Annotated in this window: 16 protein-coding genes; 9 read left to right on the top strand and 7 right to left on the bottom strand. The window is 70.7% G+C overall.

Annotation, left to right across the window (positions count from 1 at the left end):
* Window positions 1-9: 9 nt before the first annotated feature.
* Complete coding sequence (locus Talka_RS02705) at window positions 10-1,530, bottom strand: MFS transporter (RefSeq protein WP_143889577.1); 1,521 nt, start codon at window positions 1,528-1,530, stop codon at window positions 10-12.
* A 32-nt stretch (window positions 1,531-1,562) separates the two neighbouring features.
* Between Talka_RS02705 and pyrF the strand changes: the two genes are divergently transcribed.
* On the top strand, window positions 1,563-2,429 hold the full coding sequence (gene pyrF / locus Talka_RS02700; protein WP_143889576.1) for an orotidine-5'-phosphate decarboxylase: 867 nt from the start codon (window positions 1,563-1,565) through the stop codon (window positions 2,427-2,429).
* Window positions 2,430-2,435: 6 nt separating this feature from the next.
* On the opposite strand, the gene Talka_RS02695 is transcribed toward pyrF, so the two are convergent.
* From Talka_RS02695 to sucC, 3 genes are all read right to left on the bottom strand, one after another.
* Window positions 2,436-3,200 (bottom strand): PP2C family protein-serine/threonine phosphatase, encoded by a 765-nt coding sequence (locus tag Talka_RS02695; RefSeq protein ID WP_143889575.1) that lies wholly within the window; start codon window positions 3,198-3,200, stop codon window positions 2,436-2,438.
* An 86-nt stretch (window positions 3,201-3,286) separates the two neighbouring features.
* A complete protein-coding gene (sucD, locus tag Talka_RS02690) occupies window positions 3,287-4,180 on the bottom strand; it encodes a succinate--CoA ligase subunit alpha (protein WP_143889574.1) in 894 nt (297 codons plus the stop codon).
* Window positions 4,181-4,208: 28 nt separating this feature from the next.
* Window positions 4,209-5,378, bottom strand: coding sequence for an ADP-forming succinate--CoA ligase subunit beta (gene sucC / locus Talka_RS02685; RefSeq protein ID WP_143889573.1), 1,170 nt, complete (start codon window positions 5,376-5,378; stop codon window positions 4,209-4,211).
* Window positions 5,379-5,530: 152 nt separating this feature from the next.
* On the opposite strand from sucC, the gene argC reads away from it, so the two are divergent.
* Window positions 5,531-6,451 carry an N-acetyl-gamma-glutamyl-phosphate reductase gene (argC, locus tag Talka_RS02680; RefSeq protein WP_143889572.1) on the top strand — a complete coding sequence of 307 codons (921 nt, stop codon included), beginning with the start codon at window positions 5,531-5,533 and terminating at the stop codon, window positions 6,449-6,451.
* Window positions 6,452-6,461: 10 nt separating this feature from the next.
* On the opposite strand, the gene Talka_RS02675 is transcribed toward argC, so the two are convergent.
* Both Talka_RS02675 and Talka_RS02670 read right to left on the bottom strand, forming a co-directional pair.
* Window positions 6,462-7,412 carry an alpha-E domain-containing protein gene (locus Talka_RS02675; protein ID WP_143889571.1) on the bottom strand — a complete coding sequence of 317 codons (951 nt, stop codon included), beginning with the start codon at window positions 7,410-7,412 and terminating at the stop codon, window positions 6,462-6,464.
* Window positions 7,413-7,432: 20 nt separating this feature from the next.
* Window positions 7,433-8,881: a circularly permuted type 2 ATP-grasp protein gene (locus Talka_RS02670; RefSeq protein ID WP_143889570.1), complete on the bottom strand. Its 1,449-nt coding sequence runs from the start codon at window positions 8,879-8,881 to the stop codon at window positions 7,433-7,435.
* A 69-nt stretch (window positions 8,882-8,950) separates the two neighbouring features.
* Between Talka_RS02670 and Talka_RS02665 the strand changes: the two genes are divergently transcribed.
* On the top strand, window positions 8,951-9,697 hold the full coding sequence (locus Talka_RS02665) for a proteasome-type protease (RefSeq protein WP_143889569.1): 747 nt from the start codon (window positions 8,951-8,953) through the stop codon (window positions 9,695-9,697).
* Window positions 9,698-9,713: 16 nt separating this feature from the next.
* On the opposite strand, the gene Talka_RS02660 is transcribed toward Talka_RS02665, so the two are convergent.
* Complete coding sequence (locus tag Talka_RS02660; protein ID WP_143889568.1) at window positions 9,714-9,905, bottom strand: hypothetical protein; 192 nt, start codon at window positions 9,903-9,905, stop codon at window positions 9,714-9,716.
* A gap of 186 nt (window positions 9,906-10,091) precedes the next feature.
* On the opposite strand from Talka_RS02660, the gene Talka_RS02655 reads away from it, so the two are divergent.
* The 6 genes from Talka_RS02655 to Talka_RS02630 all read left to right on the top strand — a co-directional run bounded on the left by Talka_RS02655 (window position 10,092) and on the right by Talka_RS02630 (window position 14,994).
* Complete coding sequence (locus tag Talka_RS02655; protein ID WP_143889567.1) at window positions 10,092-10,760, top strand: GNAT family N-acetyltransferase; 669 nt, start codon at window positions 10,092-10,094, stop codon at window positions 10,758-10,760.
* A 124-nt stretch (window positions 10,761-10,884) separates the two neighbouring features.
* Complete coding sequence (locus tag Talka_RS02650; protein WP_143889756.1) at window positions 10,885-11,688, top strand: CorC family transporter; 804 nt, start codon at window positions 10,885-10,887, stop codon at window positions 11,686-11,688.
* Window positions 11,685-13,304, top strand: coding sequence for an apolipoprotein N-acyltransferase (lnt, locus tag Talka_RS02645; RefSeq protein WP_143889566.1), 1,620 nt, complete (start codon window positions 11,685-11,687; stop codon window positions 13,302-13,304). Before Talka_RS02650 ends, lnt begins: the two co-directional genes overlap by 4 nt.
* Before the next feature lie 11 nt (window positions 13,305-13,315).
* Entirely contained in the window at window positions 13,316-14,236 is a 921-nt protein-coding gene (gene glyQ, locus Talka_RS02640; protein WP_143889565.1) for a glycine--tRNA ligase subunit alpha, read from the top strand.
* A 57-nt stretch (window positions 14,237-14,293) separates the two neighbouring features.
* Window positions 14,294-14,551, top strand: a complete 258-nt coding sequence (locus Talka_RS02635; RefSeq protein WP_143889564.1) for an AbrB/MazE/SpoVT family DNA-binding domain-containing protein — start codon at window positions 14,294-14,296, stop codon at window positions 14,549-14,551.
* A complete protein-coding gene (locus Talka_RS02630) occupies window positions 14,536-14,994 on the top strand; it encodes a type II toxin-antitoxin system VapC family toxin (RefSeq protein ID WP_143889563.1) in 459 nt (152 codons plus the stop codon). The genes Talka_RS02635 and Talka_RS02630 overlap by 16 nt, the downstream gene beginning before the upstream one ends.

The following is a 14,994-nucleotide window of genomic DNA, read 5'->3' as shown; positions in this document are numbered from 1 at the left end:
CAGTTGGAATCAATTTGAGTGTCGGAGGGGCACTGCACGCTTTCCTGATGATGAAGGTTCAGGTCGGGTTCGCAACCCCCAAGCGCTCAACAGCGCTAGCGCGCAAATCCCGGCCAGCAGCCAGAATGTGTCGGCGAACGCGGCCAGCCGCGCGGCCCTTTCAGCCGCTGGCAACGGATCGGTTGACGCCACTCCATGCGCCGCCAGCCGCCACTGCAGAAACACGCCGCTGAGGCTAACTCCGATGGCGCCGCCGAGCATGCGCAGCACCCCGATGGCGCTGGAGCCGTGCGGCAGCTGATGCGCGGACAGGCCACGCATGGCCCCGAGGTTGAGCGACGGCAGCACCAAGCCAAGCCCCAGCCGGCCTAGCACCGCCCATGCGGCCAGCAAGGCCAGCGGCGCGGTGGCGGGCGCCAGCGCGAAGGCGACGAACGACAGCGTCAACAACGCCAGCCCGGTGGCCACCAGCCGGTACGGCGGCAGACGGTCAGCCAGCCGTCCGACGGCGGCGATTGTCAGGGCCAAGGCCAGCCCCGCGGGCAGCAGCAGTGCGCCCACGGATGAGGCCGGCCATCCCAATCCCAGTTGCAAATACACCGGAAACAGGTAGGTTGATCCAAACAGCGCCGCGCCATAGATCAACGAAACCATGCTGCCCGCAGCAAACGCCCGCTGGGCAAAAACGTCCAACGACAACAGCGGCTGCGGATGGCCGAGGCGCGCGCGGCGCTGCTGCCACGCCACAAAGGCAACCACCAGCAGCGCGGCCAGCCCCAGAAGCGCCGCAGCGCGCTTGGGCGGGCCCGCATGCAGTGCGCTCAGCCCCAGCAGCAGTGCCAAAGTGGCGCTGCCCGCCAACCCCAAGCCGAGGCCATCCAGCGCCAAACGAGCCCGTGCAGGCATGCCACCGGGCGCGGTCGTCGGCACAAAACGCCGCGCCAGCGCCCAAGACAAGGCCGCAAACGGCACCACCAGAAAGAACAGCGATCGCCAGCCTCCGTGGTCGGCCAGCATCCCGCCGAGGCTGGGCCCCAGGGCGGGCGCCAGCACCACCCCCATGCCGAACACGCCACTGGCGCGACCCTGCTCGTGCGGTTCGAACGCGCGCATGATGATGATCGCCGGAATCGGCTGCACCGCGCCAGCGGCCAAGCCTTCCGCAAGCCGCGCCGCCAGCACCCAGGCATACCGATCCGCCAGCCCGCCGAACACGCCGCCAGCCGCCAGCAGCGCCATCGCCACCGCATAGGTGCGCCGAAAGCCCCAGCGCGCCAACAGCCACGGCGTGGTGAGCATGGCCATCACCGAGGCCGCCATAAAGCCGGAGCTGACCCATTGCGCTGCATCCTGCCCTAGCCCAAAATGGCGGCTTAGGTCAGGAATCGCCACATTGATGACGGTGGAGGACATCAGCGCCGCCACCGTGCCCATCATCACTGACAACAGCAGCCACCAGCGGTAACGCGGACCATAGCGCGCGCGCAGCGCCTGCGGGCTGCCGGCATCAGCCGAGGGGTTCGAAGACATGTCCGCATGGTAGCCCCTTCTACAATGCCATCATGATCTTCCTTGACATGCTGCTGCACGCGCAAGCGCGCCACCAAACGTATCTTTGCGTGGGGTTGGATCCCGACCCGGCGCGGTTGCCCGGGCGCTGGCGTGGTCGCGTGGAACATCTGTTTGATTTCTGCGCGGCCATCGTGGATGCCACCGCCGACCTCGTCTGCGCGTTCAAGCCGCAAATCGCATACTTTGCCGCGCACGGGGCGGAGGGGCAGCTTGAGCGGCTGCTGGCGCATATCCGCGTGGCCGCTCCCGAGGTGCCGATCATCCTGGACGCCAAGCGCGGCGATATCGGCAGCACCGCCGAGCAATATGCTAAGGAGGCGTTTGAGCGTTACGGGGCCGATGCGGTGACGCTGTCGCCGTTCATGGGCTTCGACTCGGTCGAGCCCTACCTGCGTTACCCCGGCAAGGGGGTGTTTTTGTTGTGCCGCACCAGCAACCCCGGCGGCGACGACCTGCAGGCGCAGCGCCTGGCCGACGTGCCGGGGCAGCCGCGGCTGTTTGAGCACATCGCGGCGTTGGCGCAAGGGCCGTGGAACCGCCATGGCCAGGTGGGGCTCGTGGTTGGCGCCACCTACCCGCAGGAAATCGAGCGTGTGCGCGCGATCGCCCCGACCGTGCCGCTGTTGATGCCGGGCGTCGGTGCGCAGGGCGGCGATGCGGTAGCCGCTGTCAGGGCGGGCTGGCGTGGCGACGCGACGGGGCGAACGACCGGGCCGGTGATCGTCAATGCATCGCGCGCCATCCTTTATGCCGCCGGGGGCGCTGACTACGCCGACGCGGCGCGCACGCAGGCCGAACGCCTGCGTGCGCTGTTGGCGACGGCGACGCAGCGCCACGCCCCGCAACGAGTCAACTGATCCCCATCAGCAAGGCGCCGGCCTGCGCTGCGCCAGCACCACCGCGATGTCGTCGGATCCGCCGGCCTGGCGGGCTGCGCGCACCAGCTGCTGGATCGTTTGATCGAGAGGGCCTGTTTCGCGCAGCAGCCGGGCCAGCGTCTCATCGGGCAGCGCGTCGGTCAGGCCGTCGCTGCACAGCAGCACCGTATCGCCGGGCTGCAGATCGCATCGCCCGATCTCGATGTCCACGCGCAAGCCCACGCCGATGGCGCGCGTGATCTCATGCCGGTGGGGCCACACGCGGGCCTGTTGCGGGGTCAGCCGCCCGGCGTCAAGCGCTTCCTGCACCCGCGAGTGGTCACGGGTGAGAAGCGTCAATTGCCCTTGGCGCAGTCGGTAGGCTCGCGAGTCGCCCACGTGCGCCACCACGGCGCGGTCGGGCGCGAGCCAAACCGCCACCACGGTGGTGGCCATGCCGCGCAGCGTGGGGTCAAGCCAGGCTCGCTGCAACACGGCCTGATGGGCGGCGTGCACGGCAACTTGCAGGCGCTGCGGATCCGGCGGGTTGTGGGCCTCGCGGTGGGTTGGGGCAAGAGCGGCGTGCAGCGTCTCGCAGCAGATGCGGGCGGCGACTTCTCCCGCTTGGTAACCCCCCACCCCATCGGCCACCACCGCCAAACCGAGTTCGGCGTCGAGCCGGATGACATCTTCGCAATGGTCCCGCCCAGGGCCGGCCTCGCAGGCGCTGGCGAAACACCAAAGCGAACGGGAGGCGGGCTGCGCAGGCATGGGTGGTCACGCGCTGCAAATGGCGTGACGGGACGGGCCGCTTGCGGGCATCCGCCGCTGCTTCAACGCCGCTTGCACGCCGTGCTCTACAGCAGGCTCTTGAGCAGCTTGCCCATCTCGGAGGGGTTGCGCGTGACCTTGAAGCCGCACTCCTCCATGATGGCGAGCTTGGCCTCGGCGGTGTCGGCGCCGCCGCTGATCAGCGCGCCGGCGTGGCCCATGCGCTTGCCCGGCGGCGCGGTGACGCCGGCGATGAAGCCGACCACGGGCTTCTTCATGTTGTCCTTGCACCAGCGCGCGGCCTCGGCTTCGTCCGGGCCGCCGATCTCGCCGATCATGATGACGGCGTCGGTGTCCGGGTCGTCGTTGAACATCTTCATGACGTCGATGTGCTTGAGGCCGTTGATCGGGTCACCGCCGATGCCCACCGCGCTGGACTGGCCCAGCCCGAGTTCGGTCAGCTGCGCCACCGCCTCGTAGGTCAGGGTACCGGAGCGCGACACCACGCCGATGCGGCCCTTGCGGTGGATGTGGCCCGGCATGATGCCGATCTTGATCTCCTCCGGCGTGATCAGGCCGGGGCAGTTCGGCCCGAGCAGCAGCGTCCTCTTGCCGCCGGCGGCCTCCTTGGCCTTCATCTTGTTGCGCACCATCAGCATGTCGCGCACCGGGATGCCCTCGGTGATGCAGACCACCAGGTCGAGGTCGGCCTCCACCGCCTCCCAGATGGCGTCCGCTGCACCCGCCGGCGGCACGTAGATGACGCTGACGGTGGCGCCGGTGGCCTCCTTGGCCTCGCGCACGCTGGCGTAGATCGGGATGCCCTCGAAGTTTTCGCCGGCCTTCTTCGGGTTGACGCCGGCCACGAAGCACTCGCGCCCGTTGGCGTAGTCGCGGCACATGCGGGTGTGGAACTGGCCGGTTTTGCCGGTGATGCCCTGGGTGATGACCTTGGTGTGCTTGTCGATCAGGATGGACATGGTGTCTTGCGCTCCGGGGTTGGCGTCCTCAGGCGGCCGAGGCGGCGGCGGCCACCACCTTCTGGGCGGCCTCGGCCATGGTGTCGGCGCTGATGATGGGCAGGCCGGACTCGGCCAGCATCTTCTTGCCCAGATCCTCGTTGGTGCCCTTCATGCGCACCACCAGCGGCACCTTCAGGCCCACCGCGCGCGCCGCGGCGATGACGCCCTCGGCGATGACGTCGCAGCGCATGATGCCGCCGAAGATGTTGACCAGGATCGCCTTGACGTTGGGGTTGCGCAGCATGATCTTGAACGCCTCGGTGACCTTCTCGGTGGTGGCGCCGCCGCCGACGTCGAGGAAGTTGGCCGGCTCGCCGCCGAACAGCTTGATGGTGTCCATCGTCGCCATCGCCAGGCCCGCGCCGTTGACCAGGCAGCCGATGTTGCCGTCCAGGCTGATGTAGGCAAGGTCATATTTGCTCGCCTCGACCTCGGCCGGGTCTTCCTCGTCAAAATCGCGCAAGGCGACGATTTCCGGATGGCGGAACAGCGCGTTGCTGTCGAAGTTGAACTTGGCGTCCAGCGCGATCAGGTTGCCTTGGCTGTCGCGGTTGAGCGGGTTGATCTCCACCAGCGACGCGTCGGTCTCCATGTAGCAGCGGTAGAGGTTCTTCAGCAGCCCCACCATCTGCTCGGCGGTGGCGCCCTCCATGCCGATGCCGCGCGCCAGCTCGCGCGCCTGCTCATCCGTCAGACCTGCCAGCGGATCCACGAACACCTTGACAATCTTCTCGGGCGTCCTGGCCGCCACCTCCTCGATGTCCATGCCGCCTTCGCTGGAGGCGATGATGGCCACCTTCTGCGTGGCGCGGTCGGTCAGCACCGAGACGTAGTATTCCTTGCCGATGTCGGCGCCTTCCTCGATGTAGAGGCGACGCACCTTCTGCCCCTCGGGGCCGGTCTGGTGCGTGACCAGCTGCATGCCCAGCATCTTGCCGGCCAGCTCGCGCACCTCGTCGATGCTGCGCGCCAGCTTGACGCCGCCGCCCTTGCCGCGGCCGCCGGCGTGGATCTGGGCCTTGACCACCCAGACCGGGCCGCCGAGCTTCTGCGCGGCCTCCACTGCCTCCTGCACCGTGAACGCCGGAATGCCCCGCGGCACCGGCACGCCGAACTGCCGTAAGATGTCCTTGCCTTGGTATTCGTGGATTTTCATGGGCTGTTGTCCGTCCGTTGGGTGGCCAAACGGCAAAACTGTATCATGGTGCGCTGCACCAACCTGAAGCGGAACTGACAACCATCAAGGCGGCGCGCACCGGCTTGGCGCGCGTTCGCCCGCGCCCGCTACCCTCCGGAGAACCCTGCACCATGCACCGCATCTTCATCGACGGCGAGGCCGGCACCACCGGACTGCAGATCCGTGCGCGCCTGCAGGGGCTGCCGGGGCTGGAGCTGCTGTCGATCGACCCGGCGCAGCGCAAGGATCCGCAGGCCAAGCGTGCGCTGATGGCGCAGGCCGATCTGGTGATCCTGTGCCTGCACGACGACGGCGCGCGCGAGTCGGTGGCGCTGATCGACGCGCTGCGCGCCGAGACCGGCCACGCCCCGCGCGTCATCGACGCCTCCACCGCGCACCGCGTGGCGCCGGGCTGGGTGTACGGCTTTGCGGAGCTGGCGCCGGGGCAGGCCGAGGCGATCCGCCGCGCCGAGCGCGTGGCCAACCCCGGCTGCTACGCCACGGGGGCGATCGCGCTGATCCACCCGCTGATCGACGCCGGCCTGCTGCCGCCGGACACCCCGCTGTGCCTGCCCAGCGTCAGTGGCTACACCGGCGGCGGCCGGCCGATGATCGAAGCCTACGAGGCTGGTCGCGCGCCGGCGTTCGAGCTGTATGCGCTGGGGTTGGAGCACAAGCACCTGCCGGAGATCATGGCCTACACCGGCCTGAAGCGCCGGCCGATCTTCGTGCCGTCGGTGGGCAACTTTCCGCAGGGCATGCTGGTGCAGCTGCCGTTGCATCTGGATCTGCTGCCGGGCCGGGTGCGCGCCGCCGACCTGCACGCGGCGCTGGCGGCGCACTACGCCGGCAGCGCCTGGGTGCGCGTGCTGCCGCCGACCGCCGACGGGCGGCTCGACGCCGTGGCGCTGGCGGGGCAGGATCATTTGGAGCTGCGCGTCTACGGCCACGACGGCCACCGCCACGCGCTGCTGGTGGCGCGGCTGGACAACCTCGGCAAGGGCGCCAGCGGCGCGGCGGTGCAGAACCTGCGCCTGATGCTGGGGCTGTGACGGCCGCCGCTCAGGGCGCGGCCGGCGCCTGGTGGCGCCAGAAGTACTGGCGCGCCAGCGCGTCGTGCAGCGCCGCCAGGTCGCGCTGGATGCCGTCCATGCGCGCGTGCAGTGCGCCCAGCGCCGCCTCGTCGCGCTCCAGCGCGCGCAGCCGGCGCCACAGCGCGCGCGCCACCGCCAGCGGCCCCTGGAAGTCCGGCAGCTGCGCCAGCCCCGTCTCCAGCTCGCCCAGGCAGTGCGCCACCGCGCGCGGAAAGCGCGCATCCAGCGTCAGGTAGCGCAGCACCGCCTCCGGCTGCACGCGCACGCCGACGTGCTGGCGGTACATCTGCAGCGCCGACAGCGCATGCAGCGTGCACAGCCACAGGCGCTCGCGCGCCATCTGCGCGCCGGCCGGATCCTCCGGCAACCGCACCGCCGAGTTGACGTCCAGGATGCGCGTGGTCATGTCGGCGCGCTCCAGCTGGTGGCCCAGCGCGATGAACTGCCACGCCAGGTCGCGGCTCATCGAGCCCTCCAGCAGTCCGACCACCGACTGCTGGCGCTCGACGACGCCGTTGAGCAGCTCCCAGCGCGCGCGCCGCCCGTCGCAGGCCGCCGCCGCCTGCTCGCGCACGAACAGGTGCAGCGCGTTGATGCGCTCCCAGATCTCCATCGGCAGCACCTCGCGGAAGGTGCGCGCGTTCTCGCGCGCGCGCTGCACGCTGGCCACGATGGAGCTGGGGTTGCGCTCGTCGGCGATGAGGAAGTGCATGATCGCGTCCTCCTCGGCCGTGTCGTGGTGCCAGGCGTAGAGCTCGTCCAGCCCGGCGGCCTTCAGCAGCACGTCCCAGCCGAACGAGGCGCCGCGCGGCAGATCCAGCAGCATCTGCGTGACGCTGTTGATGAAGCGGGCGGTGTTCTCGGCGCGCTCCAGGTAGCGCGCCATCCAGTAGAGGTTTTCCGCGACGCGGGACAGCATGGGGTGCTCCTCAAGGGGGGTCAGGCCCCGGTGTCGACGATCCAGGTGTCCTTGGCCCCGCCGCCCTGCGACGAGTTGACCACCAGCGAGCCGGCCTGCAGCGCCACGCGCGTCAGCCCGCCGGTGGTGACGTGCAGCTCGCGCGCCTGCAGCACGAACGGGCGCAGGTCCACGTGGCGCGGCTCCAGGTGATCGTCGATCCAGGTCGGCGCGGTCGACAGCGTCAGCGTCGGCTGCGCCATGTAGTTGCGCGGGTTGGCGCGGATCCGCTCGGCGAAGCGCGCGCGCTCGGCCGCGCTGGCGCGCGGGCCGATCAGCATGCCGTAGCCGCCGGACTCGTTGGCCGGCTTGACCACCAGCTCGTCCAGGTGCGCCAGCACGTAGTCGCACTGCTCGGGATCCATGCACAGCCAGCTCGGCACGTTCGGCAGGATCGGCTCCTCGCCGAGGTAGTAGCGGATGATCTGCGGCACGTAGGCGTAGACCACCTTGTCGTCGGCCACGCCGGCGCCCGGTGCGTTGGCGATGGCCACGTGGCCGGCGCGCCAGGCGCGCATCAAACCGGGGACGCCGAGCACCGAATCGGGGCGGAACACCTCCGGGTCGAGGAAGTCGTCGTCGATGCGGCGGTAGATCACGTCCACGCGGCGCAGCCCGGCCACCGTCTTCATGTAGACGCAGTCGTCGGCCTGCACCGTCAGGTCGCTGCCTTCCACCAGCACCGCGCCCATCTTCTGCGCCAGGTAGGAGTGCTCGAAGTAGGCCGAGTTGTAGACGCCCGGCGTCAGCACCGCGATCACCGGCCGGCTGCCCTGCCGCGGCGACAGCGCCGCCAGCGTCTCGTAGAGCCGCTCGGGATAGTCGTCCACCGGCAGGATGTCGCTGGCGCGGAACAGCTCCGGAAACAGCCGCTTCATCAGCTGGCGGTTTTCCAGCATGTACGACACCCCGGAGGGCACGCGCAGGTTGTCCTCCAGCACGTAGACGGTGCCATCGCGGTCGCGCACCAGATCGGTGCCGCAGATGTGCGCCCACACCCCAAAAGGGGGCGAAAACCCGCGGCAGGCGGCGCGGAAATTCTTCGAGCCGGCCAGCACCTCGGCTGGAAGGACGCCGTCGCGCACGATGCGCTGCGCGTTGTAGAGGTCGTCGATGAACAGGTTGAGCGCGCGCAGCCGCTGGCGCAGCCCGTCCTCGATGCGGCGCCACTCCGAGAGCGCCAGCACGCGCGGCACGATGTCGAACGGCCAGGCGCGGTCGATGTTGCCGGCATCGCTGTAGACGGTGAAGGTGATGCCGGCGGCCATGATGGCCGCATCCACCGCCCGTCGGCGCGCCGCCAGCTCCGCCGGCGGCAGCCGCGCCAGATGCTCCAGCAGCGCGCGCGCCGCCGGCCGTGGCTGCCCGTCCGGGCCGATCAGCTCGTCATAGAATCCCGCCCCCTGATAGTCGCGCCACAGCTCGTTCATGATTCACCTCGTGGCCCGGTCTTTGCAAGGAACGTGCCCGACCTTCCCGACCCCGACCGAAAGACGACGATGACCTACTGCGTGGGCATGCTGATGGACGCCGGGCTGGTGTTCCTCTCCGACACCCGCACCAACGCCGGCGTGGACCAGATCAACACCTTCCGCAAGATGGCGGTGTTCGAGCGACCCGGCGAGCGGGTGATGGTGCTGCTGTCGGCCGGCAACCTGGCGGTGACGCAGTCGGTGGTGACGCTGCTGCACGAGCGCATGGCGCAGGACGGCGACAGCCTGCTGCGCGCGCCCAACCTCTTCGAGGCCGCGCGCCACGTCGGCGACTGCGTGCGCGAGGTGCACCGGCGCGACGCCGAGTCGCTGCGCGCCTTCGGCATCGACTTCAACGTCAGCCTGATCTTCGGCGGCCAGATCGCCGGCGAGCCGCCGCGGCTGTTCAACGTCTACGCCGCCGGCAACTTCGTCGAGGCCACGCCCGACACGCCGTACTTCCAGATCGGCGAGTCCAAGTACGGCAAGCCGATCATCGACCGCGTCTTCCGCCACCACACGCCGCTGGAGGAGGCGGCCAAGTGCGCGCTGATCTCGATGGACTCGACGCTGAAGTCCAACCTGTCGGTGGGCATGCCGCTGGACCTGGCGATCCTGCGGCGCGACGAGCTGCGGCTGGCCTGCCTGCGCCGCATCGAGGCCGACGACCCGTACTTCCAGCGCCTGCGCGTCGGCTGGAGCGAGCGCATCCAGCAGGCCTTCACCGCGCTGCCGGGCCTGGAGGAAGCCGGCTGGTGCGACGGCCACGGCTGAGCCGTTGTGCCCACGCTCAGCCGGCGTCGATCAGCGCGTCGCCGTCCCGCCGCGCGGCGCCGCCGGCGCACAGGTCGTCGATCAGCGCCGTGCCCTGCGGCCCCTCGCACAGCACGTTGTTGGCCGACAGCCAGCCGCGCTCGAATACGCGCAGACCGGCGGGCAGGGCGGGGGAACCGCTGACGCAGTGGAGCGACAGGGATGGCAAAGCCCCGCCGATGCAGCTTCGGCTGAGGATGGCTGATTGTGGTGCAAGGGCGCCCGGGTCGATTCGGGCTGCGCACTCCGCCACCTTGTGCGTGCGATCTGGTGCTTGAGCGCTCGGCCCCAAGCTTCGTGCGGAAATAAGGGAAAACCCTAGTTTGAAATAGGCGCTTGCGGTAAAGTCCGGGTCATGGACAGCATTGCCGTGGCCTTGCCGCCGCAACGAACCGCCCCGCCGTGGCGGCGCTGGGGGCTGGCGCCCATTCGCACGCTGGCAGCCAGCGACCGCCAGGCCGTCCTGCAGCACTTGCTGTCGCTGGACGAGCGCGACCGCTACTTGCGCTTTGGCTACGCTGCGCAAGATGAGCACATTCGCCGCTACGTCGAGGGGTTGCGGTTTGGGCTGGATGAGGTGTTTGGCATCTTCAACCGGCGGCTGCAGCTGATCGCGATGGCGCACCTGGCCTACATGGTCACGCCGGGGCGCGGCAGCGAGGCCGCGGAGTTCGGCGTCAGCGTCAGTGCGCACGCGCGCGGGCGCGGCTACGGCCAGCGGCTGTTTGCGCGCGCGCTGTTGCATGCGCGCAACCACGGCGTGCGGCTGCTCTACATCCACGCGCTGAGCGAAAACGCCGCCATGCTGCACATCGCGCGCAAGGCGGGCGCTACCGTGGCGCAGCTGGCCGGCGAAAGCGAATGCCACCTGGAGCTGCCGCCGGCGGATTTTGACTCGCAATGGCGCGAGCTTTGGCAGGAAGAGCTGGCGCGCGCCGACTACGGTCTCAAAGCCCTGCGGGCACGGCTGCACCGCTGGCTGCGCGCGGGGCACGCACGGCTGGGCTTGCGATCGGGGCGTTGAGTGCAGCCACCGGGCTGTTGTATCCTTGACGTCATCGCAACCACCGTCCGCCTCTGTGGCCGACTCCGCTCATTCTGCGACGCGCCGGGCCGCTCGCTCCCGCACGCCTGATGCCCGCCCCCTCCTGCAACGCCTGGTCGAATTTCTGCATCCTGGCCCCGACTCTCGGGCTGAGTTGATCGCTGCGTTGGCCGAAGCCGAAGACAACCATGTCATCGGCGCGGATTCGCGCGTGATGCTGGAAGGGGTGCTGCGCATCGCCGACATGACGGCGCGCGACGTGATGGTGGCCGCCGCCCGCATGGACGCGCTGGACATCAACGCGCCATACCCGGAGCTGCTCAACGTCGTCATCGACACCGGGCACTCGCGCTTTCCGGTCTATGACGGCGAGCGCGACAACATCATCGGCATCCTGCTGGCCAAGGATCTGCTTAAATTGCAGCGCGCCCCGGAGCTCAACCTGCGCACGCTGCTGCGCCCGGCGGTGTTCGTGCCGGAGAGCAAGCCGCTCAACGACCTGCTGCGCGAATTCCGCGCCAACCGCAACCACCTGGCGATCGTGATCGACGAGTTCGGGCGCGTGGCCGGGCTGGTGACGATCGAGGACGTGCTGGAGGAGATCGTCGGCGACATCGAGGACGAGTTCGACGCCGACGACGAGCCGGAGGGCGACATCTTCGCGCTGGCCGACGGCACCTGGCGCATCAGCGGCGACACGCCGATCGAGCGCGTCAACGAGTGGTTCCAGGTGCGGCTGCCGGAGAGCGAGTTCGAGACCATCGGCGGCTTCGTCGCGCACGAGATGGGGCGCGTGCCGCGGCGCGGCGAGCGCTTCGAGGCGCAGGGCCTGAGCTTCACGGTGCAGCACGCGCGCGGCGGGGCGGTGCGCTGGTTCAAGGTGACCCGCCTGCCCGCCGCGCCATGAGGCCGGCGCGCGCGGCCCGGCTGGCGCCGGTCGCGCTGGCGCTGGCCGCCGGGCTGCTGCAGGCGTGGTCGGTGGCGTGGCCGTGGGGGCTGGAGCTGGCGCCGTGGCTGCGCCGCGGCGAGCCGGCCGGCTGGCTGCAGGTGGCCAGCCTCGCCGCCGCGGTGGCGCTGCTGGCGCGCAGCCCGGATGCGCGCGCGCTGCTGCTGCGCGCGCTCGTCTTTGCCACCGCGTGGCTGGCCGGGGTGTTCGCTTGGCTGTTCACCTCCATGCACGTGTATGGCGGCATGGCCGCGCCGCTGGCGGCCACCGCGGTGCTGCTGCTGGCGCTGTTCCTGGCGCTGGACTATGCGCTGGCGGCGTGGCTGTGGTGGCGCGCTCGGCCAGCCGCGCCGTGGGCGGCGGCGCTGGCGTTTGCCGCCGCGTGGACGCTGGCGGAGCTGGCGCGCGGCGTGCTGTGGACCGGCTTCCCATGGGGCGCCGGCGGCTACGCGCAGGTGGACGTGCTGGGCGCGCTGGCCCCGTGGATGGGCGTCTATGGCCTGGGGGCGCTGGCGGCGCTGGCGGCGGCGTGGCTGGCGCTGGCGCGCGGCGCGGCGTGGCTGGCCGGGGCGGCGCTCGTGCTGGCGCTGTGGGGCTGGCCGGGGGCCGGCGCATGGCTGCACGCGCGCCTGCCGCAGCCGACGCAGCCGGCGGGGACGCTGCCGGTGCGGCTGCTGCAGGGCGCCATCCCGCAGGACGAAAAGTTCGACGCCGAGCGCGGCATCGAGCGCGCGCTGCGCTGGTACGGGCAGGCGCTCGTGCGCGCGGCGCAGACCCCTTCGCTGGCTGGCGGGCTGGTGGTGGCGCCGGAAACCGCCATCCCGCTGCTGCCGCAGGACGTGCCGGCGGACTACTGGGCCCAGCTGGCCGCGGCCATCCGCCAGGGCCACGCGGCGGTGCTGATGGGGCTGCCGCTGGGCAGCCTCGCCGACGGCTACACCAACTCGGTGGTCGGCTGGCGGCCCGGCGCGGCGCCGCAGGACGCAGCGCACGCGCCGGCGCGCGCCGACTACCGCTACGACAAACACCACCTGGTGCCGTTCGGCGAATTCGTGCCGCCAGGCTTTCGCTGGTTCGTCAACCTGATGGTGATGCCGATGGGCGACTTCGCGCGCGGGGCGCTGCCGCAGCCGGCGCTGGAGTGGGGCGGCCAGCGCATCGCGCCGCACGTCTGCTACGAGGACCTGTTCGGCGAGGAGCTGGCGGCGGCGTTCCGCGAGCCGACGCAGGCCCCGACGGTGCTGGTCAACGTCAGCAACATCGCCTGGTTCGGCGACGGCGTGGCGATCGACCAGCACCGCGGCATCGCGCGGCTGCGCGCGCTGGAGCTGGGCCGCCCGATGCTGCGCGCCACCAACACCGGCGCTACCGCGGCGATCGACCACCGCGGGCGGGTACTTGCGGAACTGCCGCGCGGCGTGCCGGGCGAGCTCGACGCCGTCGTGCAGGGCCGCCAGGGCCTGACGCCCTACGCGCGCTGGGCCGCCCGCTGGGGGCTGGCGCCGGTGGCCGCGGCGGCGCTGCTGCTGTGGGCGCTGGCGCTGGCCGCGGGCGGGCGGCGCCGGATGGGGCCGTAGAATCGGCCTCCATGCTGACCTTCCAACAGATCATCCTGAAGCTGCAGGCCTACTGGGACGCGCAGGGCTGCGCGCTGCTGCAGCCTTACGACATGGAGGTGGGCGCCGGCACCAGCCACACCGCCACCTTCCTGCGCGCGCTGGGGCCGGAGCCGTGGAAGGCCGCCTACGTGCAGCCCAGCCGCCGCCCGAAGGACGGCCGCTACGGCGAGAACCCGAACCGGCTGCAGCACTACTACCAGTTCCAGGTGGTGCTCAAGCCCGCGCCGGCCGACATCCTCGACCTCTACCTCGGCAGCCTGCAGGCGCTGGGCTTCGACCTGAAGACCAACGACATCCGCTTCGTCGAGGACGACTGGGAAAACCCGACGCTGGGCGCCTGGGGCCTGGGCTGGGAGGTCTGGCTCAACGGCATGGAGGTGACGCAGTTCACCTACTTCCAGCAGGTCGGCGGCCTCGACTGCCGCCCGATCACCGGCGAGATCACCTACGGGCTGGAGCGGCTGGCGATGTACCTGCAGGGCGTGGAAAACGTCTTTGACCTGACCTACGCGCCGGGCCTGACCTACGGCGACGTGTTCCACCAGAACGAGGTGGAGCAGTCGGCCTACAACTTCGAGCACGCCGACACCGACTTCCTGTTCACGGCGTTTGCGGCGCACGAGCGCCAGGCGCAGCATCTGATGGCGCAGCAGCTGGCGCTGCCGGCCTACGAGCAGGTGCTCAAGGCCGCCCACACCTTCAACCTGCTGGATGCGCGCGGGGCGATCAGCGTCACCGAGCGCGCCGGCTACATCGGCCGCATCCGCAACCTGGCGCGCAGCGTCGCCCAGAGCTACGTGGACAGCCGCGCGCGGCTGGGCTTTCCGCTGGCGCCGCGGCCGTGGGCCGAGGAAGTGCTGGCGCAGCGCGCCGCCAAGGCGGCGGCCTGACGGGGCGGACGGTCTATACTTGTAGATACGTTGGATCGACGTCTGCCGGAGTCTGCCATGGAGCTGACCATCAGCCGCTGGGGCAACAGCCTGGCCATCCGCCTGCCGCGCGAGCTGCTGCGTCAGCTCGGCGAGCTGCGCGAGGGCGACCGCCTGCAGGTCGAGCCGCTGGGCCCGGCCCGGCTGGCGGTGGCGGTGGATCCGCAGACGCTGCAGCAGCGCCGCCAGTGGCTGCAGGCGCTGGACGCGCTGCACGAGCGGCTGGACGTGCCGGCCACCGAGCCGGTGCCGCGCGAGGCATGGAGCCGGGTTTGAGCGCGGCGGCCTGCTACGTCGACACCAGCGTCTGGGTCGCGCTGCTGAGCCGCGAGCCCTCCGCCCCGCACGCACGCGCGGTGCTGCAGGGTGGCTGGCGCCTGCTGACGGCCGACTGGACCGAGGTCGAGGTGGCCAGCGCGCTGGCGGTCAAGGCGCGCCGCGGCGACTTCGCGCCGGCCACGGCGGCGGCGCTGTGCGACGCCTACCGCGACGGGGTGCGCCGCGGCGGCATCGACGTCGTGGCGTGCGAGGGCGAGGATTTTGCGGCGGCCGCCGGGCTGTGCCAGCGCGTGGCAAGCGGCCTGCGCGCCGGCGACGCGCTGCACTTGGCGCTGGCTTGGCGGCGCGGCTGCACGCTGTTCTTCAGCTTCGACCGGCGGCTCAACCGCAACGCCCGCGCGCTGGGGCTGGGCTGGCCTGACGAGGAGGTGCCCCACTGA

Origin of the sequence: Tepidimonas alkaliphilus (assembly GCF_007556595.1) — a bacterium.
Classification (GTDB): domain Bacteria; phylum Pseudomonadota; class Gammaproteobacteria; order Burkholderiales; family Burkholderiaceae_C; genus Tepidimonas; species Tepidimonas alkaliphila.
The sequence above is the reverse complement of the archived record's forward strand: the minus strand, read 5'-3'. Positions and strand labels throughout refer to the sequence as shown.